We start from the raw sequence: 21,662 nt of genomic DNA on the forward strand, positions 1-21,662 counted from the left end.
GGACGCCTCCGGGTCAGGTCTTGGGCAGGGTCACGCCGCGCTGGCCCTGGTACTTGCCGCCGCGGTCCTTGTAGCTGGTCTCGCAGACCTCGTCGCTCTCGAAGAACAGCACCTGCGCACAGCCCTCGCCGGCGTAGATCTTGGCCGGCAGCGGCGTGGTGTTGCTGAACTCGAGCGTCACGTAGCCTTCCCACTCCGGCTCGAAGGGCGTGACGTTGACGATGATGCCGCAGCGCGCGTAGGTGCTCTTGCCCAGGCAGATGGTCAGCACGTTGCGCGGGATGCGGAAGTACTCGACCGTGCGCGCCAGCGCGAAGCTGTTGGGCGGGATGATGCAGACGTCGGCCTCGATGTCGACGAAGCTCTTCTCGTCGAAGTTCTTCGGATCCACGACGGTGCTGTGGATGTTGGTGAAGACCTTGAACTCCGGCGCGCAACGGATGTCGTAGCCATAGCTGCTGGTGCCGTAGCTGACGATCTTGTGGCCATCCGCCGCATGGCGCACCTGGCCGGGCTCGAAGGGCTCGATCATCCCGTGCTGCTCGGCCATGCGCCGGATCCAGCGGTCACTCTTGATCGTCATGTGGGCTTCCGGTCGACTTTTCCGAAGTTTCGTGAGCATTTTAGGGAGCCGGTCGCGCACACCCCCCGCCGGGTGTGCGACAGTTGGGGCGTGAGCCCCTGGGAGACAAGCATGCGCCCCGCGATCGACCTGCTGAGCCAGTATGCCGAATACCACCGCGACCGGCGCAACATCGCCAGTCACTTCGTCGGCATCCCGATGATCGTCTTCGCCATCGGGGTCCTGCTGGCCAAGCCGGGCTTCTCGCTCGGTTCGTTCTCGCTCTCGCCGGCCTGGCTGGTGTTCGCCGGGGTGGCGATGTGGTACCTGACCCGCGGGGTGCTGATGCTCGGCGTAGCCACCAGCGTGGCGGTGGGGGTGCTGGTCCTGGCCGCGCACCATGTGGGCGGCAGCGGCACCGGCGCCTGGCTGGCCTGGGGCCTGAGCTTCTTCGTGGTCGGCTGGGCGATCCAGTTCGTCGGCCACTGGTACGAGGGCCGCAAGCCGGCCTTCGTCGACGACCTGGTCGGCCTGCTGGTCGGCCCGATGTTCGTTACCGCCGAGGCGCTGTTCGCGCTCGGCTGGGGCAAGCCGCTGCTGGCCGAGATCGAGCGCCGCGCCGGCCCGACCCACCTGCGCGACCTGGCCCGCATCGCCTGATCAGCCCGGTTCGCGCCCGGGGCGTGCCGGCTCCGGCTCGACGTCGAAGCGGTCGAAGCCGCTGTAGCAGATGAAGTGCCGGTTGGTGGCCCGGCCGAATAGGGTCATGCCCAGCTGCTGAGCCAGCTCGTGGCCCATCTGCGTGATGCCGCTGCGCGAGACGATGATGGGCACGCCCATCTGGGCCGACTTGATGACCATCTCGCTGGTCAGGCGGCCGGTCGTGTAGAAGCACTTGTCGCCGCCGTCCACGCCGTGCAGCCACATCCAGCCGGCGATGGTGTCGATGGCGTTGTGGCGGCCGACGTCCTCGACGAAGGTCAGCAGCTCCGCGCCGCGGAACAGCGCGCAGCCGTGCACCGAGCCGGCCGACTTGTAGGTGCTCTCCTGGCGGCGCACCGCCTCGAGCAGGCCGTACAGCGTGGATTGGCGGATGCGCGCCTGCGCCGGTGGCGGCAGGCGCACCGCATCCAGGTCGGCCATCAGGTCGCCGAACACGGTGCCCTGGCCGCAGCCGGTGGTCACCACGCGCCGGGCGGTCTTCTCCTCGATGCGCTCGATGCCGGCGCGCGTGGCCACGGCGGCGGCGCCGACCTCCCAGTCCACCGTCACCGAATCGACGTCCGCGCAGCGTTCGACCAGGCGCTGGTTGCGCAGGTAGCCGAGCACCAGCAGCTCGGGCGCGGCACCCAGCGTCATCAGCGTGACCAGCTCGCGCTTGTCGACGAACACGGTCAACGCCCGCTCGGCCGGGATGGCGATCTCGCGCTCGACGCCGAACTCGTCGAGCACGCGCACGCAGCGGGTCAGCGGCGCACTGGCCGCGGTCAGGCGGGGAGGCATGCCGGCGACTCTACGCGAGCGCCGCCGACGCCCGGGGCATCAGGTCTTCTTGGCCGGGGCGGCCGGTGCCGCCGCCGGGGCGGCGCCGCCGAACGGACCCGGGTCGACGCAGGCCGGCGTGGGGGTCGGCGTGACGCTCTTGCCGGCCTTGCCGGCCTCGCCGGCATAACGCGCGGCGACCCGCTCCATCGCCTTGCAGAGCTGGAAGTCGGCCACCTTGTTGCCATGGGCCGTCTTGGCCGCGGCCTCGGCCGCCTTGGCCTTGGCCTCGTCCGACAGCGGCGGCAGCTTGGCCAGCGCCCCCGCGGCGGCGGTGGCGAGCACGGTGGCGGTCAGCAGGTGTCGCATCGGTTTCCTCGCAGGTTCAGGTGCGCGCCGCGGCGGGCGGCGCCGCGCCCTCGACGGGGCGGCTGCGCTGGGCCGGGATCTTGCCGGCCTTGACGTCCTCGTACCACCACTGGTGGTGCTCCTTGGCCCAGCCTTCGTCCACATAGCCGGTTCGCATCGCGCCGTAGGCCCCCTTCATGCCCACCGTGCCGATGTAGATGTGGCCGATGAACATCGCGACCATCAGCACCGTGGCCACGGCGTGCACCATGTGCGCCACCTGCATCTGCGGCCGGGTGTAGTCCATGCCGGGGATCAGCTTGTCCAGCACCAGGCCGGAGCCGACGACCACGGCGCCGAGCAGGAACACGCCGGCCCAGAACAGCGCCTTCTCGGCCGCGTTGAAGCGGTGCGAGGGCACCTCGTGCTCGCCCAGCAGCCCGCCGAAGCGCAGCAGCCAGTGCAGGTCGCCCTTGCGCGGCAGGTTGTCGCGCACGAAGGTCAGGAACACGATCACCAGCGACACCGCGAACACCGGCCCGGCGAAGTTGTGCGCCGTCTTCAGCACGTAGCTGAGCCAGCCGAACAGCGTGCCGCCGATCACCGGCAGCAGGAAGAACTTGCCGAACGCCATCACCACGCCGGAGACGGCGAGGATCACGAAGGTGATCGCGTTGGCCCAGTGCGCGCTGCGCTCGAAGGGCGTGAAGCGCTCGATGCGCCGGCCGGTGTCGGGCTCGTGGCCGCCGAGTGCGCCCTTGCGCCAGTAGAACAGCGCGCAGGCCCCGAGCATGATCAGCAGCAGCGCGCCGCCGTAGGGGATGATCCAGCGGTTGCGCACCTCGCGCCAGGCCTCGCCGGCGGTGGTCAGGCGCGAGCCCGGGTACTGCACGAAGGGCTGGATCAGCACCCCGGTCTCGACGCCGGGCAGCGAGCTGTAGCCGGCCACGTTGCCGGACTCGCGCACGGCGCGCCAGAACGGCGCGTTGTTGCCGGGCTGGCTCTTGCCGCGTTCGGCATTGCTCTCGCCCTCGCGCGGCAGCGCGGGCGGCGCGCGGTCGTCGGGCGGCAGGGCGGCCCCGGCGGCCGGCGCAGCGGCGGGCTGCGCCTGCTGGGCCTGGCCGGCCACGGGCAGGAGCATCGCCAGCGCCAGCAGCAGGGCTCGGATCGTCGCGGACATGGCGTCTCCGGAGGTCCGGCTCAGCGCTGCGCGGCCGAGCGGTTGTATTCGTTCTGGGCCTGCGCCCGGGTGCGCAACTGGGCCTCCCAGCTGCCCTTGTCGCCGGCCTTCCAGCCTTCGGCGACATGGGCATTGCCGGCGCCTTCCCAGGCCTGCGCGTCGGCTTTCTTGGCCGGGGCCGCGCCGACCTGCACCTTGTCGCCGCAGGCCGCCAGCAGCAGGCCCAGCGACACCGCGCACAACGCTCGCTTGATCATGACTTGGTCCCCGTCGTCGGCTTGCCGTAGGCCGTGCCCCAGCCCCAGATCTCGCTGCCCTTGCCGCGCACCAGCACTCGGCTGCGGAAGATGTCGGCCACCACGTCGCCGTCGCCGCCGAGCAGCGCCTTGGTCGAGCACATCTCGGCGCAGGCCGGCAGCTTGCCCTCGGCCAGGCGGTTGCGGCCGTACTTCTCGAACTCGGCCTCGGTGCCGTTGGCCTCCGGGCCGCCGGCGCAGAAGGTGCACTTGTCCATCTTGCCGCGCAGGCCGAAGGTGCCGTTGGTCGGGAACTGCGGCGCGCCGAACGGGCAGGCGTACGAGCAGTAGCCGCAGCCGATGCAGACGTCCTTGTCGTGCAGCACCACGCCCTCGTCGGTGCGGTAGAAGCAGTCGACCGGGCAGACCGCCATGCACGGCGCGTCGGAGCAGTGCATGCAGGCCACCGAGACCGATTTCTCGCCCGGCACGCCGTCGTTGAGCGTGACCACGCGGCGGCGGTTCACGCCCCAGGGCACGTCGTGCTCGGCCTTGCAGGCAGTGACGCAGCCGTTGCACTCGATGCAGCGCTCGGCGTCGCAGATGAACTTCATTCGGGCCATGTCAGTTCTCTCCTTGCCTTACGCGGCGCGCTCGATCTGGCAGACCGTGGTCTTGGTTTCCTGCATCATCGTGACGCTGTCGTATCCGTAGGTGGTGGCGGTGTTGACCGCCTCGCCACGCACCACCGGCACGGCGCCGGTCGGGTAGTACTGCGCCAGGTCGGTGCCGCCCCAGCGGCCCGAGAAGTGGAACGGCAGCCAGACCGTCTCGGCATCGACCCGCTCGGTCACCATCGCCTTGACGCGGATGCCCTTGAAGCCCGGCACGCCCTCCATCGGCGGGGTGCGCAGCCAGACGTACTCGCCGTTGCGGATGCCGCGGTCGTTGGCCGCCTTCGGGTTGATCTCGACGAACATCTCCTGCTGCAGCTCGGCCAGCCACGGGTTGGAGCGCGTCTCCTCGCCGCCGCCCTCGTACTCGACGAGGCGGCCGCTGGACATGATCAGCGGGAAGGTCTTGCCGATGTCCTTGTTCTTCTCCTGCACCGACTTGTACAGCGTGGGCAGGCGCCAGAAGGCCTTCTTGTCGTCGTGCGTCGGGTACTTGGCGATCAGGTCCGGCCGCGTGCTGTAGAGCGCCTCGCGGTGCTGCGGGATCGGATCGGGGAAGTTCCACACCACCGCGCGCGCCTTGGCGTTGCCGAACGGGTGGCAGCCGTGGTTCTTCATCGCCACGCGGATGATCGCGCCGGTCGGGTCGGTCTTCCAGTTCTTGCCCTCGGCCTTCTTCTTCTCGTCCTCGCTGAGCTCGTCCCACCAGCCGAGCTTCTTCAGCAGCAGGTGGTCGAACTCGGGGTAGCCGGTGGTCAGGTCGGCACCCTTGCTGTGCGAGCCGTCGCCGGCCAGCAGCGACACGCCCTCGCGCTCCACGCCGAAATTGGCGCGGAAGTTGCCGCCGCCGTCCATCACGTGCTTGGACGTGTCGTACAGGTTGGGCGAGCCCGGGTGCTTCATCTCCGGCGTGCCGTAACACGGCCAGGGCAGGCCGAAGTAGTCGCCGTCGAGCTTGTAGCCGGTCTCCTTGTCGACCCCGCCCTTGGCCTTGAGCGTCTTCACGTCGAAGACGTTCATGTTGCGCATGTGCGCCTTCAGGCGCTCGGGCGACTGGCCGGTGTAGCCGATGGTCCAGACGCACTTGTTGATCTCGCGCAGGATGGACTCGGTCTCGGGCTCGTCCATGCCGCCCTTGCCCTTGACCATCTTGTAGTTCTTCACCAGCTCGTTGGCGAAGCCGAGCTTGCCCGCCAGCTGGTACATGATCATGTGGTCGGTGCGGCTCTCCCACAGCGGCTCGATCACCTGCTCGCGCCACTGGATCGACCGGTTCGACGCGGTGCACGAGCCGCTGGTCTCGAACTGCGTGGCCGCCGGCAGCAGGTAGACGGCGCGGTTCGGGTTCTGGTCCTCGGGCCGGCCGGGCATCGCGGCCATCGCCGCGGTGGCGCTCGGGAACGGGTCGACCACCACCAGCAGGTCGAGCTTGTCCATCGCCCGCTTCATGTCCAGGCCGCGCGTCTGCGAGTTCGGCGCATGGCCCCAGAAGAACAGGCCGCGCAGGTTGCTGTCCTGGTCGATCAGCTCGTTCTTCTCGAGCACGCCGTCGACCCAGCGCGACACCGTCATGCCCGGCTTGGTCATCATGCCCGGCGCGTACTGCTTCTTGATCCACTCGAAGTCGACGCCCCAGGTGGCCGCGAAGTGCTTGAACGCCCCCTCGGCCAGGCCGTAGTAGCCGGGCAGCGAGTCGGGGTTCGGGCCGACGTCGGTGGCGCCCTGCACGTTGTCGTGGCCGCGGAAGATGTTCGCGCCGCCGCCCGAGACGCCGATGTTGCCCAGCGCCAGCTGCAGGATGCAGGAGGCGCGCACCATCGCGTTGCCGATCGTGTGCTGGGTCTGGCCCATGCACCAGACGATGGTGCTCGGGCGGTTCTTGGCCATGATCTCGGCCACCTTGGCGCAGGTGGCCTCGTCGACGCCGCAGGCCTCCTGCACCTTGTCGGGCGTCCACTTGGCCATCACCTCGTCGCGCACCTTGTCCATGCCGTAGACGCGGTCCTCGAGGTACTTCTTGTCCTCCCAGCCGTTCTTGAACACGTGGTACAGCACGCCGAACAGGAACGGGATGTCGCTGCCCGAGCGGATGCGCACGTACTCGTCGGCCTTGGCGGCGGTGCGGGTGAAGCGCGGGTCGGTGACGATGACCTTGCAGCCGTTCTCCTTCGCGTGCAGCAGGTGCAGCATCGACACCGGGTGCGCCTCGGCGGCGTTGGAGCCGATGTAGAGCGCCGCCTTGGCGTTCTGCATGTCGTTGTACGAGTTCGTCATCGCGCCGTAGCCCCAGGTGTTCGCCACACCCGCGACCGTGGTCGAGTGACAGATGCGCGCCTGGTGGTCGCAGTTGTTGCTGCCCCACAGCGTCATCCACTTGCGCAGCAGGTAGGCCTGCTCGTTGTTGTGCTTCGACGAGCCGACCACGAAGACCGAATCGGGCCCGCTCTGCTTGCGCAGCTCGAGCATCTTCGCGCCGATCTCCTCGAGCGCCTGGTCCCAGGAGATGCGCTCGTACTTGCCGTTGACCAGCTTCATCGGCGTCTTGAGGCGGAACTCGCCGTGGCCGTGCTCGCGCACCGCGGCACCCTTGGCGCAGTGCGCGCCGAGGTTGATCGGCGAGTCGAACACCGGCTCCTGGCGCACCCAGACGCCGTTCTCCACCACCGCGTCGATCGCGCAGCCCACCGAGCAGTGGCCGCACACCGTGCGCTTGACCTCGACCTTGCGCTCGCCGCCCGCGCCCTTGGCGGCATCGGCCGCCTGAGCCTTCCTCATGAGCGTGAGCTGCGACGCCGCCAGGCCGGCGCCGACGCCCAGGCCGGAGCGGCGCAGGAAGGCGCGCCGGTCCATCGTCGGCACGGCGCGCGCGATGCCGCGGGACAGGCTGGCCACCAGGCCGGGGGCGCCGGCCGCGGGCGAACTCGAGGTCTTGCGCGTGAGCAGCATGGAAACTCCTCGGGAAATCCGGACGGGCCGCAGACGGCCCTGGAAAGCGGGCAGGCGCCCGGTCAGAGACGTGCGGTCTGGTAGTACTGCAGCACGCGCTGCGTCACCTGGTAGCCGCCGCCGCGTTCGGGGGCGGGCTGCTGTGGCGCCTGGGCCTGCGGCTCCTGGGCGACGCGGGGCAGCACGGCCGCCGCGGCCGCCAGCGCACCGGCCGTGCCGGCGCCGGCGAACACCTGTCGGCGCGAGAGCTTCGAACGAGCTTGATCCATCGCGATCTCCATCGCCTGATCACCCAACCTGTGCAGGCTTGTTCATATCTTAACGAGGCATCCGTGACTTGCTGACAGGGTTCCTCCGGGCGTGGCGTGCCGCGACAGCCTGTCGGTGCGCGCTGCCGGGCGACGGGCCGCGCGCACGACAAGTTGTCGCGCTTCGGGGCCGACGCGTGAGGGTAAATCCCGAGGGCGGCGGGGCTCGCCGGCGCTGTGCCACAGTAGCGGCCCCATGAACCCGAGTGCCGCCCCCCCGCCCGCCGACGGCGCCGTCGACTGGCCGCTGGCCAGCATCCTGGTCGTCGACGACGAAGCCGGCATGCGCAACTTCCTCGAGAAGACGCTGGCCAGCCGCTGCGGCGAGGTGCGCAGCGCGGCCGACGCCGAGGCCGCCGAGGCGCTGGTGCTGCGCCACCGCTTCGACCTGGTGATCCTGGACATCACGCTGCCGGGCAAGAGCGGCATCGCCTGGCTGCGCGAGCTGCGCGAAGCGGGCAACGCCTGCGAGGTGATCCTGATCACCGCCTTCGCCGACCTCGACACCGCGATCGAGGCCCTGCGCGCCGGCGCGAGCGACTTCATCCTGAAACCCTTCCGCGTGACGCAGATCCTCAACGCGGTGCGGCGCGGCCTGGAGCGCGCCCACCTCGAACGCGAGAACTGGGTGCTGCGGCGCGCGCTGTCGCAGCGCACGCCGAGCGCGGGCGCGCTGGTGGGACGCTCGATCGCCATCAAGGGCCTGCAGGCGGCGCTGCAGCGCGTCGCCGCGGTCAACAGCACGGTGCTGCTGAGCGGCGAGTCGGGCACCGGCAAGGAGCTGGCCGCGCTCGCGCTGCACCACCACAGCCCGCGCGGCGACGGGCCGTTCGTGCCGGTGAACTGCGCCACCATGTCGCCCGAGCTGATCGAGCACGAGCTGTTCGGCCACGCCGCCGGCCCCGGCCGACCGGCGCGCGACGGGCTGTTCGTCTACGCACAGGGCGGCACGCTGTTCCTCGACGAGGTGGTCGACCTGCCGCTGGCGCTGCAGGCCACGCTGCTGCGCGTGCTGGAGGACCGGCGCATCCGCCCGGTCGGCAGCGAGCAGCAGATCCCGGTGGACGTGCGCATCGTCGCGGCCACCAACCGCCCGCTGGCCGACGAGGTGGCGGCCGGGCGCTTCCGCGCCGACCTGTACTACCGGCTGCAGGTGGTGGAGATCAACCTGCCGCCGCTGCGCTCGCACAAGGAGGACATCCCCGACCTGGTGGCCCACTTCATCGCCACGCTCGCGCCGCAGCTCGGCGTGGCGCCGATGACGGTGAGCGACGACGAGCTCGGCTACCTCGCGCAGTACGACTGGCCGGGCAACGTGCGCGAGCTGCGCAACCTGATCGAGCGCTCGCTGATCCTCGGTGCGCTGAACGTCTCGGCGCTGTACCAGGGCCTGGCGCGCCGGCGCCCCGAGCCGGCCGCCGCGCCGCCGGCGCTGCCCACCGACCTGCACGCGCTCGAGAAGCAGCACATGCGCAGCGTGCTCGAGTCGGTCGGCGGCGACAAGACACGTGCCGCCCAGCTGCTCGGCATCTCGCGCCGCACGCTCGAGCGCCGGGTCGCCGAGTGGGCCCAGGGTTGAGGCCGTGATCCGGCGCTTCGAGCGCCTGCCCATCCGCGGCAAGCTGCTCGCGCTGGTGCTGCTGCCGCTGGCGGTGGTGCTGCCGCTGCTCGGCGTGATCCTGCTGGTGTGGGCCAACCTGGCCTTCGACAACCTGCTGATCACCAAGGTGCGCGCCGACCTGGCGGTGGCGCACGGCTACTTCGAGCGCGTGCTCGGCGAGGTGGGCGCGAGCGCGGCCACGGTGGCGGACTCGAACGCCCTGCACCTGGCGCTGGCGCGACCCGACCGCGAGTCGCTGGTGCCGCTGCTGCGCCGCTTCAAGGCGCGCGAGGGGCTGGACTTCGTCAACCTGCGCGCGCCCGACGGCACGCTGCTGGTGACCGACCACGCCCCGGCGGCGGACGGCGCGGCCCGCGCGCCGCCGCTGCGCGCGGCCGCCGAGGGTGCGCGGCGCGCCGGCATCGCGGTGCTGGCGCCGCACGAGTTCGCCGCGCTCGCGCCGGCGCTGCAGGCGCGCGTGGCGGTGCCGCTGGTGCCCACGCGCAATGCCGCGCCCACCGCGCGCACCCAGGAAGACCGGGCGATGGTGGTGCTGGCCGGCGCACCGGTGGTGGCCCCGGACGGCCGGCTGCTCGCCCACGTGCAGGCCGGCGTGCTGCTGAACCGCAACCTGCCCTTCATCGACCACATCAACGCGATCGTCTACCCGGAGGGCTCGCTGCCCTTCGGCAGCCGCGGCACCGCGACGCTGTTCCTCGACGACGTGCGCATCAGCACCAACGTGCGCCTGTTCGGCGCCGAGGCCGGCCACCGTGCGATCGGCACGCGTGTCTCGCAGACGGTGCGCGACGCGGTGCTCGGCCGCGGCCACACCTGGCTGGACCGCGCCTTCGTCGTCTCCGACTGGTACGTCTCGGGCTACCTGCCGCTGGCCGACGGCGCCGGGCAGCGTGTGGGCATGCTCTACGTCGGCTACCTCGAGCAGCCCTTCATGCTGCTGAAGTACGGCGTGCTGGCGGCGATCGGGCTGATCTTCTTCGCGGTGATGGTCGGCGCGGCGCTGGTCTCGCTGCGCGCCGCGCGGAGCATCTTCGGGCCGATCGAGCGCATGGCGCAGACCATGCAGCGCGTGCAGGGCGGCGCGCTGGAGGCGCGTGTCGGCCCGCTGGCCAGCAGCGACGAGGTCGGCGCGCTGGCGGCCCACCTCGACCGCCTGCTCGACGCGATCGCCGCGCAGACGCAGGCGCTGCAGCGCTGGAACGCCGAGCTCGACGCCAAGGTGGCCGAGCGCACCCGCGAGCTGGCGGCCGCGCAGCGCCAGCTGGTGCGCAGCGAGAAGCTCGCCGCGGTGGGCCAGCTGACCGCCAGCATCGCGCACGAGGTGAACAACCCGATCGCGGTGATCCAGGGCAACCTCGACCTGGCGCGCGAGCTGATGGGCCCGCAGGCCGCGCAGCGGGTGCGCGCCGAGCTGAAGCTGGTGGACGAGCAGGTCGAGCGCATGCGGCTGATCGTCACGCAGCTGCTGCAGTTCGCGCGGCCGGCCGAGTACGCGGGTTACATCGCCGAGGTCGACACCGGCCAGGTGCTGCACGACAGCCTGGTGCTCGTCGCCCACCTGCTCTCGCGCACCCGCATCGAGCGCGTGCTGGACTTCGCCGCGACCCGCCGGCCGCAGATCAACCGCAACGAGCTGCAGCAGGTGATCGTCAACCTGCTGGTCAACGCGATCCAGGCCATGCCCGAGGGCGGCACGCTGCGCCTGGCCACGCGCGACAACGCCGAGGGCGGCGTCGACATCGTGGTGGCCGACACCGGCCCGGGCCTGGACGCGGCGCTGCTGGCCGAGCTGTTCCAGCCCTTCGTGACGCACAAGAAGGACGGCACCGGCCTGGGCCTGTGGATCAGCCGCAGCATCGTCGAGCGCTATGGTGGCGACATCCGCGCCGCCAACCGCAGCGACGGCGTGCGCGGCGCCGAGTTCACGGTCGTGCTGCGCGGCGAGGCGGCGGGAGCCTGATCACTGCTCCAGCAGGTCGAACCCCTGCGTCTCCACCTGCACGAAGGCGCGCGTCAGCCCGGCCAGCGCGCGGTACGCCTGCGCGCGCGGCTGGGCCTCGACCGCGTCGCACAGCTTCTCGACCCAGGGCTGCACATGGGCGCGGTAGAAGCGGCGCTGCTGCTCGAGATTGCACACCGCCGCGTCGTCGCCGGCGATCAGCCAGCGCATCACCTCGAACACGCCGGCCACATGGTCCTCGGTCTCGCCGCGCTGTTCGTCGCGCGCCAGGCCCAGGCGCGCCAGGTCGGCGCGCAGCGCGGCCAGCGGCTTCTCGTTCAGGAAGCCGCTCAGATGGTACGAGCCGTAAAGGAACACCTCGGGCTTGCCGACGCCGCCGAACAGCGCGTCGTACTCGTCGGCCAGCTCGCGCGGCGTGGCCGCACGCAGCGCGCTCACCAGCGCCTGCCAGGGTGCCTCGAGAAAGCCGCCGGGCTGGGGCGCCTCGGTCACGGCGACGGCGAACTGCGCCAGCAGCGCCTCGTCCGGCGGCGCGAGCCACAGCCGCGCGAGCAGGCCGTACAGCTCGGCGCGGGCAAGCTCCTCGCCGTCGTCGGCGGACGCGAAGGTCAGGGACCGGGCCGGATCGTTCATAGGTCGGTGATCTTCATCTCGTTCGGGTTGCTGAAGATGTCGACCACGCGGCAGTCGCTGCACATCTTCAGCCGCTCGGCCGCCGCGCCCTGGAAGGCGGCGTGGCCGGCCAGCTTGCCGATCATCGCCTCGATGGCCTTGAGCGTGCCGAAGGGCTTGCCGCACTTCACGCAGCGGTAGGGCTCGGCCTCGTGCAGCACCCGCGCCTGCTTGCGCGCGCGCCCGCCCTCGGCCAGCCACAGGCGCGGCTGCAGCGTGATGGCCTGCTCCGGGCAGGTCGTGGCGCACAAGCCGCACTGCACGCAGTTCTTCTCGATGAAGCGCAGCTGCGGCCGCTCCGGGTTGTCGGCCAGCGCGGCCTCGGGGCAGGCGCCCACGCAGCTCAGGCACAGCGTGCACTTGCCGGCATCGATCGCCAGGCTGCCGAACGGCGCGCCGGCGGCCGGCAGCGCAATGGTCTCGGCCGCGCCCGGCGCCTGCGCCAGCAGGTGCTCGAGCGCGAGGTCGAGCGTGGCGCGCTTGTCGCCCTGCACCGCGAAGCTCGCGGCCTGCGCGACACCCTGCGCGGCCGGCGCGCGCAGCGCGGCGTCGAGCGCGGCCAGGTCGCGCGCGTCGCGAGCCTCGAGCAGCCGCAGGTGCTCGCCCGCGTAGCCGAGGCCCGCGAGGATGGCCTGCGCCTGCGCCATCTGCTCGGCCAGCGCCCGGCGGTACTCGGGCGCCTCCTCGTCGGTCAGCAGCACCCACACCTGGCTGGCGCCGAAGGCGATCGCGGACAGCCACAGGTCGAGCCCGACGCTCGCGGTGTGCCACAGCGCCAGCGGGATCACGCGCGCCGGCACGCCGTGCACGGCCGCGTCGACACGTGCGGCGCGGCCGAGCTCGCCGATCAGCCGTGCGCCGGCGCCCTCGCTGTGCAACAGCAGCGCCGCATCCCGTCCGCCCGCGTGGCGGTAGGCCGCGAGCACGGTGCGCAGGCGCCGCCCCTGGTCCGCCGCGCCGGGGTAGGCGAAGCCCAGCGCACCGCTCGGGCACACCGTGCTGCAGGCGCCGCAGCCCACGCACAGGTGCGGCTCGACGACGATACCGCCGCCCTCGCCCGCCTTGCGGCCCTTGCGGCTGGCGTCGCTGCGGATCGCGCGCGCCGAGCAGACCTCGATGCAGGCGCTGCAGCCGATCTGCTCGTTGCGGCTGTGGGCGCACAGCTTCGCCTGGTAGCGGAAGAACTTCGGCTTCTCGAACTCGCCCGACAGCTCGCGCAGCTGCAGCACGGCCCGCACCAGCGCCGCCTCGTCGCGCCCGACATGGAAGTAGCCCTGCGGCTTCTGGTGCATCGTGAAGGCCGGCGCGTCGCGCAGGTCCAGCACCAGGTCGAAGGTCTCGGCCAGCACCTGCGGCGCACGCGCGAAGTCGATCGCGCCGGCCGCGTCGCAGGCCTTGACGCAGGCCCGGTGCCCGGCACAGCGCGCCAGGTCGACCTGGTAGGAGAAGTCGATCGCGCCCTCCGGGCAGGCGGCGATGCAGGCGTTGCAGCGCGTGCACAGGTCGAGGTCGATCGGGTTGCCGCTCTCCCACTCGGCCTGGAAGGCCCCCAGCCAGCCCGACAGCCGGGTCAGCCGACCGGCCTGCACCGCGCGCTCGCGCGCCTGCGGCAGCGCGCCGCCGTCGACCAGCAGCGTGGTCTCGAGCCGCTCGGCCAGCATCGCGGCGGCGCGCTCGGCCGCCTCGGCCGGCCCGACCACCAGGCAGCGGCCCTGCGAGCGGTAGCTCACGGTGGGCACCGGCTCGGCCTCGGGCAGCTGCGCCGCGGCCAGCAGCGCGGCCAGCTTGGGCGCGGCGGCGCCGGCGTCCTTCGACCAGCCGCCGGTCTCGCGCACGTCGACGAAGCGGATCGGCCGCTCGGCCAGCGGCAACGCACCTTCGGTCTGCTCGTTCAGTTCGAGGAACAGGGCGCGTTCCTGGGTGCAGGCCACCAGCAGGTCGTCGCCCGAGCGCGCCGCGCGCTGGAAGCTGGCAGCCTCGCGCCGGCACAGCAGCGTGTGCGGCTCGGCCAGGCCTTCAGCCGAGGCGCCCGGGGTCTTCGCCAGCGCCTGGCTCAGGCGCTCGCGCATCGCCGCGTCCAGCGGCATCGTCCGGTTGCAGTCGCACAGCAGCGTCTTCATCGGGGGTCTCTTTCGCGGGGGTCGCTGCGGCCGGGGCGGCCGCCGCCTCCTCCTCGTCGCGGAACAGGCCGAGCACCTGCGACTGCACCATCTTGCGCAGCATGCTCGCAGGGATCGGGTCGGGTTGGCCGTAGTCGTCGATGTAGGTGTCCAGGCCGTCCATCACGTTGAACTGCGGATCGGCGAACAGCTTCTTCAGCGCGGTGTTCTTCACCGCCGGGTCGACATCGCGCGCCACGAAGCGGGAGAAATCGGAGGCCGGCGTGAGCGAGCGCGCCTGCTCGAGCGTGGGCGGCGGCTCGGCAGGGGGCTGCGGCTCGGCGACGGGCGCGGCCGGCACCGGCGGCGGCGCCGCCGCGACCGGCGCGGCGTCGACTGCGGGCACCACCGCGGCGGCCGGCGGCTCGGCCGGCACGTCCTGGCCCTCGCGCACCTGCGCCTTGCGCCGCGACCAGCGCGAGAGGAAGCCGCCGTCCTCGTTCATCGCGCGCTCACCGTTCGCCCGGGGCGCGGAAGGAGGCCGGCCGCTTGCGCTGCTTCGGCTCGGGCCGGTAGTGCAGCTCGGTGAAGGCCTGCAGCCAGTCGCGCCACTGCGGCTGCAGCGGTGCATTGTCGACCCGCTCCTGCGCATCCATGCGCCGGCCGGCCTCGTTGTACGACAGCGTCACCTGCTCCGGCCAGGCGCGCGACGGGTCCTCGTCGTCGACGCGCCAGACCACGAACCAGACCGGCGCGCCGCTGCTGAGGTTGAGGAAGTAGCCCTCGCCCTCGTCGGCGTACAGCGTCACGTCGAAGCCGGGGTGCAGCGTGCGGCGCCGCCCGCCGTCGTCGCGCAGCACGCGCGGCGCGTCGCCGAAGCCGGGCTGCATCGGCACCACCTCGACGATGCGGTGGCGCCAGTCCTCCCAGCGATTGGGCTGCGCCTCGCGCTCCATCACCACCGCGACGGTCACGCTCGGGCGCTCGGCCATGGCCTGCCTCAGGTGTTCTTCGAGATCGTGATGGTCGGGAACTTGGCGCTGAAGTCCTTCGCGCGCTGCGCGATCTTCACCGCCACCTGGCGCGCCACGCCCTTGTAGAGCGCCGCGATCTCGCCATCCGGGTTGCTGACCACGCTCGGCCGGCCGCTGTCCGCATCGACCCGGATCGACAGGTTCAGCGGCAGCGCGCCGAGGTAGTCCATGCCGTACTCGGCGGCCATCTTCTTGCCGCCATCGGCGCCGAAGATGTGCTCCACGTGGCCGCACTTCTCGCACACGTGCACCGCCATGTTCTCGACGATGCCGAGGATCGGCACGCCGACCTTCTCGAACATCTTGATGCCCTTCTTGGCGTCGAGCAGCGCGATGTCCTGCGGCGTGGTCACGATCACCGCGCCGGTCAGCGGCACGCGCTGGCTGAGCGTGAGCTGGATGTCGCCGGTGCCCGGCGGCATGTCCACGATCAGGTAGTCGAGGTCGGTCCAGTTGGTCTGGCGCAGCAGCTGCTCGAGCGCCTGGGTGGCCATCGGGCCGCGCCAGATCATCGGGTTGTCGGGCTCGATCAGGAAGCCGATCGAGATCACCTGCACGCCGTAGTTGGACAGCGGCTCCATGGTCTTGCCGTCGGCGCTCTCGGGGCGCGCGTCGATGCCCATCATCATCGGCTGGCTCGGGCCGTAGATGTCGGCGTCCAGGATGCCGACGTTGGCGCCCTCGGCGGCCAGTGCCAGCGCCAGGTTGACGGCCGTGGTGCTCTTGCCCACCCCGCCCTTGCCGGAGGCCACCGCGACGATGTTCTTCACATTCGGCAGCAGCTGCACGCCGCGCTGCACCGCGTGGGGAATGATCTTCGTCGCGAGGTTCGCGCTCACGTTCTCGACGCCCGGCACGCCGCGCGCGGCGGCGATCAGGCTCTTGCGCAGTGCCGGGATCTGGCTCTTGGCCGGGTAGCCGAGCTCGACGTCGAAGGACACGTCACCGCCTTCGATCTTCAGGTTCTTCAGCTGCCGGGTCGAGACGAAGTCCTTCCCCGTGTTCGGGTCGATGACGGCCTTCAGGGCCTCGAGCAGCGCGGATTCGGAGACGGACATGAACAGGGGTGCATAGGGGTGGAGAAGCCGGCGGCAGTCTAGCGCAGCGCCCATTCCCCCTGCGGCGCCGGGCAACCGGCACCGCGCGGCACCGCTTCGCGGGAGTGACCCGCCGCTGCCGCGGCCGACAGAATGCCCCGGGGGCCCCCTGCCCGCCCTCGCCACGGAGACCGACATGGCCGACTTCACCCTCACCGCGTCCGCGGACAGCCTGGTCGGGAGCGCCGACGTGGCCGACAGTTTCTACGTCAATGCCGTCGGGCACCTCGCCGGCACGGACACGCTCGCCGGCGGCGCCGGCGCGGGCACGACCGACCGGCTCGTGCTCGGCTCCACGCTGACCCTGGGCGCCGCGCTGTTCGCCAACGTCAGCGGCATCGAGCGGCTGGTGTTCAACGCCGGCGGAGGCTCGTCGGTCACCCTGCTCGACGCGATGGTGGCAAGCTCGAACGCCGGCTCCTTCAGCGTCTCCGGCGGCGCCGGCAACGACATCCTGAACGGCGCCGGCGTGCTCGGCACCACGCTGCGGGCGAGCGGCGCCGGCGGCGACGACCAGTTCACCGGCGGCGGCGGGGCCGACCGCCTCGCCGGCGGCAGCGGCAACGACACGCTGGTCGGCAATGCCGGCAACGACACGCTGTCCGGCGGGGCCGGCGACGACCGGATCAGCGCCGGCCCGGGCACCGACCGGCTCGACGGCGGTGCCGGCGACGACCTCTACCTGTTCGCCGACGGCACGCTCGACCTGTCCGACCTGCTGAGCGACGAATCCGGCTCGGGCGACACCCTGCAGTTCAGCGGCGCCGCGGCGGTGGTCTTCAGCGCGAGCCTGGCCAACCGCGTGTCGGGCATCGAACGCGTGGTCTTCGGCAGCGGCAACGACGTGTTCACGCCCGGCCCGGGCTTCGGCGATGCCGTCGAGGCGCCGTTCCTGTCCGTCGACGGCGGCGCCGGGGACGACAGCCTGAACGCCAGCGCCCTGTCGCCGCTGCTGCCGCTGGACCTGCTGCTGGCCGGCGGCGCGGGCGCGGACACGCTGATCGGCGGACGCGGCAACGACACGCTGGACGCCGGCACCGGCCTGGGCACGATGGACGGCGGCGCCGGCAACGACCTGCTGATCGTGCGCAGCGCCGACCTGAACGGCAACGTGGCCCTCAGCGGCGGCGCCAACGGGAACGACACCGCGAGCGACGGCGACACGCTACGCCTGGTCGGCGCGGGCAGCGTCAACCTCGGTCAGCTGGCCAACATCACCGGCATCGAGATCGTCGAGCTCGACCCGCTCGGCAACGAGATCGTCGTGCCCGACACCCTGGCGGCCGGCGTGTCGTCGACCGCGTTCGACCTGACGCTGCGCGGCAGTGCCGAGGACGACAGCTTCGTGCTCGCCGGCCTGGCGGCCGGACGCGACATCGTGGTGTATGCCGGTGCCGGCGACGACACGCTGGTGAGCCTGGTCGGCGACGACACCGTCTACGCCGGCAGCGGCGCCGACACGCTGGCGCTGGGCGCCGGCAGCGACCGCGTGCTGTTCGGCGCCGGCGAGCTGAGCGGGCTCGACCAGGTCACCGCCGACGCCGGCGTGGCCGGCGACCGCCTCGACGTCGCGCTCGTGGCGGGCCGCACGCTGGCGGCCGGCGCGTTCGCGGGAATCAGCGGCTTCGACACCTTCGCCTTCACCGGCGGCGCCGCCGGCACGACCGCGGCCGTGCGGCTGCCCGCCAACCTCGTGACGCAGAGCGGCCTGGCCAGCGTGGGCGTCGTCGTGAGCGGGTCGGGCAACCTGATCGTCGACGGCCGCGCCGTCGGCGGCACCTGGACCCTCACCGGCGGCACCGGCAACGACACGCTGTTCGGCGGCAGCGGCGCCAACACGCTGAACGGCAGCAGCGGCGAGGACACGATCATCGGCGGCGACGGCGGCGACACCTTGCTGCTGGCCGGAGGCTCGGGCGATCGCGACCTGGCGCTGATCACTGCCGTGACCGACGGCACCGTCGACATCAACGGCGTGCTGAGCGCGAGCGCCCTGGCCGGCGCCGACCGGGTCAGCGGGCTGGGCCTGGCGGACAACTACATCGCCGTCGACTGGCAGGACCTCGGCCTGCCGAACGGCACGACGCTGGTCGTCGGCCCGGGGCAGAACATCGGGCTGCTCGGCTACGGCGCGGTCCGGCTGAACACCGCCGACGAGATCGCCGGCAACGCCTTCGGCTCGCTGACCGCGGTGCGCAACGCGGTCGGCGCACGGCTGACGAACGGCGCGGTCGGCGTCGACGAGCGCACGATCTTCGTCATCGGCGGCGCCGACGAGAGCGAGTTCGGCGTCTACTACTTCGAGGACCGCGACGACAACGCGACGATCGACGTCGCCGACGTGCTGACGCTGCTGGCGATCGGCGACACCGACGTGCCCGGCGGGCTCTCGCCGGGGCGCGGCTTCACGCTGACGAGCTTCGACCTGTAGTCCGGGCGGGGGCGCCACCTACAATGCAGGGCTTCCCGCCACGCCCTGCCGGCCATGTCGCGCAAGCTCTTCGTCACCACCGCCCTGCCCTACGCCAACGCGCCGTTCCACGTCGGGCACATGATGGAGTACATCCAGGCCGACATCTGGGTGCGCTTCCAGCGCATGATGGGCCACGAGGTGCACTTCGTCTGCGCCGACGATGCACACGGCGCGCCGATCATGATCGCCGCCGAGAAGGCCGGCCTGAGCCCGCAGGCGTTCGTCGCCACGATCGCCGCCGGGCGCCAGCAGTACCTCGACGGCTTCCACATCGGCTTCGACAACTGGCACTCGACCGACGGGCCGGAGAACCACCGCCTCGCGCAGGAGATCTACCTCGGCCTGCGCAAGGCGGGGCTGATCGCGGTGCGCCCGGTGGAGCAGTTCTTCGACCCGGTCAAGGGCATGTTCCTGCCCGACCGCTACATCAAGGGCGAGTGCCCGAAGTGCGGCGCGAAGGACCAGTACGGCGACAGCTGCGAGGTCTGCGGCGCGGTCTACACGCCCACCGAGCTGAAGAACCCGTACTCGACGCTGACCGGCGCGACGCCGGTGCTCAAGAGCAGCGAGCACCACTTCTTCCAGCTCTCGGCGCAGCGCTGTCTCGACTTCCTGCAGCAATGGACGCACGAGCCCGGGCGCCTGCAGCCGGAGGTGCTGAACAAGATCCGCGAGTGGTTCGCTACCGACGAGCACGGCCACGTCGGCCTGTCGGACTGGGACATCTCGCGCGACGCGCCCTACTTCGGCATCCGCATCCCCGACACCGAGGACAAGTACTTCTACGTCTGGCTCGACGCGCCGGTGGGCTACCTCGCCTCGCTGGCCAACTACTGCGGCAAGCGCGGGCTGGACTTCGACAAGCTGCTGGCCGACCCGGCGCTCGAGCAGGTGCACTTCATCGGCAAGGACATCACCTACTTCCACACCCTGTTCTGGCCCGCGATGCTGCACTTCAGCGGCCGCAAGACGCCGGACAAGGTGTTCGTGCACGGCTTCATCACCGTCAACGGCGGCGAGAAGATGAGCAAGAGCCGCGGCACCGGCATCTCGCCGCTGAAGTACCTCGAACTCGGGCTGAACGCCGAGTGGCTGCGCTACTACATCGCCGCCAAGCTGAACGCGAAGGTCGAGGACATCGACTTCAACCCGGAGGACTTCGTCGCCCGGGTCAACGCCGACCTGGTCGGCAAGTACGTCAACATCGCCAGTCGCGCCGCCGGCTTCCTGGCCAAGCGCTTCGACGGCCGGCTGTCGGCCGACATCGGCGTGGAGGGCCGCACGCTGCTCGACGGCCTGCGCGCGCACCGCGGCGAGATCGAGCAGCTCTACGAGACGCGCGAGTACGGCAAGGCGCTGCGCGAGATCATGCTGCTGGCCGACCGGGTGAACGAGTACGTCGACCAGCACAAGCCCTGGGAACTGGCCAAGAAGCCGGAGAACGCCGCGGTGCTGCACGACGTGTGCAGCGTCTGCATCGAGGCCTTCCGCGTGCTGACCATCTACCTCAAGCCGGTGCTGCCGGCGCTGGCCGCACAGGTGGAAGCCTTCCTGCGCGTGAGCCCGCTCGCCTTCGCCGACGCCTCGCGCGCGCTCGGCGCGCACACCATCGGCGCCTACCAGCACCTGATGCAGCGGGTCGACCCGGCGCTGCTCGAGAAGCTGTTCGAGCCGCCCGTCCCGGCCGTGGCCGAGGCGCCGAAGCCCGGCGGCGAGGACATGGCACCGACGATCTCGATCGACGATTTCGCCAAGGTCGACCTGCGCATCGCGAAGATCGTCGCCTGCGAGCACGTCGAGGGCAGCGACAAGCTGCTGCGCCTGACGCTCGATGTCGGCGAGGGGCGCACGCGCAACGTGTTCTCCGGCATCAAGTCGGCCTACCAGCCGGAGCAGCTGGTCGGCAAGCTCACGGTGATGGTGGCCAACCTGGCGCCGCGCAAGATGAAGTTCGGCCTGAGCGAGGGCATGGTGCTGGCCGCGAGCCACGCCGACGGCAAGGCCCATCCGGGGCTGTACATCCTCGAGCCCTGGCCCGGCGCGGTGCCGGGCCTGCGGGTGCGCTGATGCGCATTGCGCTGACCGGCGGCGCAGGGCGGATCGGCCGGGCGATCCGCGCGCGGCTGGCGCGCGAGCACGAGGTGGTGGCGCTGGACCGACGCGCCGCGCCGACGGTCGAGCTGGTCGGCGACCTGGGCAACGAGATGCTGCTGGACCGCCTGTGCACCGGGGCCGACGCGCTGGTGCACGTGGCCGCGCTGCACGCGCCGCACGTGGGCGTGCTGCCGGACAGCGAGTTCGAGCGCATCAACGTGCTGGGCACGCAGCGGCTGATCGAGGCCGCGGCGCGGCACGGCGTGGCGCGCATCGTCTACACCAGCACCACCGCGCTGTACGGCACCGGCGGCTGGATCGACGAGGACACGCCGCCGCGACCGCGCACCGTCTACCACCGCAGCAAGCTCGCCGCCGAAGCGCTGCTCGAGCACGCGGCGGCCGCGGGCGGGCCGTCGGTGCGCATCCTGCGCATGTCGCGCTGCTTTCCCGAGCCGGCGCCGGCGATGGCCGCCTACCGGCTGCACCGCGGCGTGGATGCGCGCGATGTCGCCGAGGCCCACACCCTGGCCCTCGCCCACGACGGGCCGTGCTGCGCGACGTACGTGATCTCCAGCACCACCCCGTTCGAACCGGGGGACATGCCGGCCCTGCAACGCGACGCCGTGCCGGTGCTGCGCCGTCGCGCCCCCGGCCTGGTGGCCGAGTTCGCGCGCCGCGGCTGGCCGCTGCCGGCAACGATCGACCGCGTCTACGACGCGGCCCGGGCGCGGCACGCGCTCGGCTGGGCACCCCGCCACGGCGTCGCCTCGGTCCTGGCGCAGGCCGACGCCGGCAGCACCGAGGTGCTGCCCGCGCGCGACGACTGCCGCGAGCCCTGCTGAACGGCCCATGACACGCGGCCTCCTCGGACCG

19 protein-coding genes are annotated in these 21,662 nt (G+C 71.7%); 6 read left to right on the forward strand and 13 right to left on the reverse strand.

Translation table 11 applies throughout. The features are described from left to right. Window positions 1–13 precede the first annotated feature (13 nt). Window positions 14–583: a dCTP deaminase gene (gene dcd / locus D9C15_RS08875; protein WP_127997085.1), complete on the reverse strand. Its 570-nt coding sequence runs from the start codon at window positions 581–583 to the stop codon at window positions 14–16. A gap of 111 nt (window positions 584–694) precedes the next feature. On the opposite strand from dcd, the gene D9C15_RS08880 reads away from it, so the two are divergent. Further along, the gene (locus tag D9C15_RS08880; RefSeq protein WP_127997086.1) at window positions 695–1,222 is read left to right on the forward strand and encodes an Mpo1 family 2-hydroxy fatty acid dioxygenase; all 528 of its coding nucleotides are present in this window, start codon (window positions 695–697) and stop codon (window positions 1,220–1,222) included. Here D9C15_RS08880 and D9C15_RS08885 read toward each other — a convergent pair whose 3' ends face one another. The 7 genes from D9C15_RS08885 to D9C15_RS08915 form a co-directional block, all read right to left on the reverse strand. Further along, window positions 1,223–2,065, reverse strand: a complete 843-nt coding sequence (locus tag D9C15_RS08885) for a formate dehydrogenase accessory sulfurtransferase FdhD (protein ID WP_127997087.1) — start codon at window positions 2,063–2,065, stop codon at window positions 1,223–1,225. Between the two features lie 39 nt (window positions 2,066–2,104). Then, on the reverse strand, window positions 2,105–2,413 hold the full coding sequence (locus D9C15_RS08890) for a hypothetical protein (RefSeq protein WP_127997088.1): 309 nt from the start codon (window positions 2,411–2,413) through the stop codon (window positions 2,105–2,107). Window positions 2,414–2,429: 16 nt separating this feature from the next. Beyond that, window positions 2,430–3,572: a formate dehydrogenase subunit gamma gene (locus D9C15_RS08895; RefSeq protein WP_127997089.1), complete on the reverse strand. Its 1,143-nt coding sequence runs from the start codon at window positions 3,570–3,572 to the stop codon at window positions 2,430–2,432. Between the two features lie 20 nt (window positions 3,573–3,592). After that, the gene (locus D9C15_RS08900; RefSeq protein ID WP_127997090.1) at window positions 3,593–3,829 is read right to left on the reverse strand and encodes a hypothetical protein; all 237 of its coding nucleotides are present in this window, start codon (window positions 3,827–3,829) and stop codon (window positions 3,593–3,595) included. Beyond that, window positions 3,826–4,431 carry a formate dehydrogenase FDH3 subunit beta gene (gene fdh3B, locus D9C15_RS08905; protein ID WP_112186388.1) on the reverse strand — a complete coding sequence of 202 codons (606 nt, stop codon included), beginning with the start codon at window positions 4,429–4,431 and terminating at the stop codon, window positions 3,826–3,828. The genes D9C15_RS08900 and fdh3B overlap by 4 nt, the downstream gene beginning before the upstream one ends. A gap of 18 nt (window positions 4,432–4,449) precedes the next feature. Beyond that, entirely contained in the window at window positions 4,450–7,428 is a 2,979-nt protein-coding gene (locus D9C15_RS08910) for a formate dehydrogenase subunit alpha (protein WP_127997091.1), read from the reverse strand. Between the two features lie 62 nt (window positions 7,429–7,490). After that, window positions 7,491–7,697, reverse strand: coding sequence for a formate dehydrogenase (locus tag D9C15_RS08915; RefSeq protein ID WP_127997092.1), 207 nt, complete (start codon window positions 7,695–7,697; stop codon window positions 7,491–7,493). 235 nt (window positions 7,698–7,932) lie between these two features. Between D9C15_RS08915 and D9C15_RS08920 the strand changes: the two genes are divergently transcribed. Further along, on the forward strand, window positions 7,933–9,315 hold the full coding sequence (locus D9C15_RS08920; protein ID WP_127997093.1) for a sigma-54-dependent transcriptional regulator: 1,383 nt from the start codon (window positions 7,933–7,935) through the stop codon (window positions 9,313–9,315). A gap of 4 nt (window positions 9,316–9,319) precedes the next feature. Further along, window positions 9,320–11,317 carry a sensor histidine kinase gene (locus D9C15_RS08925; protein WP_127997094.1) on the forward strand — a complete coding sequence of 666 codons (1,998 nt, stop codon included), beginning with the start codon at window positions 9,320–9,322 and terminating at the stop codon, window positions 11,315–11,317. Here D9C15_RS08925 and D9C15_RS08930 read toward each other — a convergent pair whose 3' ends face one another. From D9C15_RS08930 to apbC, 5 genes are read right to left on the reverse strand one after another with little or no spacing between them, the layout of a single operon-like run. After that, window positions 11,318–11,950 (reverse strand): TorD/DmsD family molecular chaperone, encoded by a 633-nt coding sequence (locus tag D9C15_RS08930; RefSeq protein WP_127997095.1) that lies wholly within the window; start codon window positions 11,948–11,950, stop codon window positions 11,318–11,320. Next, entirely contained in the window at window positions 11,947–14,109 is a 2,163-nt protein-coding gene (locus D9C15_RS08935; protein WP_127997096.1) for a 4Fe-4S dicluster domain-containing protein, read from the reverse strand. Before D9C15_RS08935 ends, D9C15_RS08930 begins: the two co-directional genes overlap by 4 nt. Beyond that, the gene (locus D9C15_RS08940) at window positions 14,006–14,593 is read right to left on the reverse strand and encodes a DUF3306 domain-containing protein (RefSeq protein WP_127997097.1); all 588 of its coding nucleotides are present in this window, start codon (window positions 14,591–14,593) and stop codon (window positions 14,006–14,008) included. The genes D9C15_RS08935 and D9C15_RS08940 overlap by 104 nt, the downstream gene beginning before the upstream one ends. A gap of 7 nt (window positions 14,594–14,600) precedes the next feature. Beyond that, window positions 14,601–15,080, reverse strand: a complete 480-nt coding sequence (locus D9C15_RS08945) for a DUF3305 domain-containing protein (RefSeq protein WP_127997098.1) — start codon at window positions 15,078–15,080, stop codon at window positions 14,601–14,603. Window positions 15,081–15,088: 8 nt separating this feature from the next. Further along, entirely contained in the window at window positions 15,089–16,180 is a 1,092-nt protein-coding gene (gene apbC, locus D9C15_RS08950; protein WP_127997099.1) for an iron-sulfur cluster carrier protein ApbC, read from the reverse strand. A 175-nt stretch (window positions 16,181–16,355) separates the two neighbouring features. Between apbC and D9C15_RS08955 the strand changes: the two genes are divergently transcribed. The 3 genes from D9C15_RS08955 to D9C15_RS08965 are packed head-to-tail and all read left to right on the forward strand — an operon-like array spanning window position 16,356 to window position 21,631. After that, window positions 16,356–18,650 carry a beta strand repeat-containing protein gene (locus tag D9C15_RS08955; RefSeq protein WP_127997100.1) on the forward strand — a complete coding sequence of 765 codons (2,295 nt, stop codon included), beginning with the start codon at window positions 16,356–16,358 and terminating at the stop codon, window positions 18,648–18,650. Window positions 18,651–18,704: 54 nt separating this feature from the next. Beyond that, window positions 18,705–20,759, forward strand: a complete 2,055-nt coding sequence (gene metG, locus D9C15_RS08960) for a methionine--tRNA ligase (RefSeq protein ID WP_127997101.1) — start codon at window positions 18,705–18,707, stop codon at window positions 20,757–20,759. Further along, window positions 20,759–21,631, forward strand: a complete 873-nt coding sequence (locus D9C15_RS08965) for an NAD-dependent epimerase/dehydratase family protein (protein WP_127997102.1) — start codon at window positions 20,759–20,761, stop codon at window positions 21,629–21,631. Before metG ends, D9C15_RS08965 begins: the two co-directional genes overlap by 1 nt. The last annotated feature ends 31 nt before the right edge of the window (window positions 21,632–21,662 follow it).

This window comes from Piscinibacter defluvii, from assembly GCF_004011805.1.
Lineage (GTDB): Bacteria > Pseudomonadota > Gammaproteobacteria > Burkholderiales > Burkholderiaceae_C > Piscinibacter > Piscinibacter defluvii.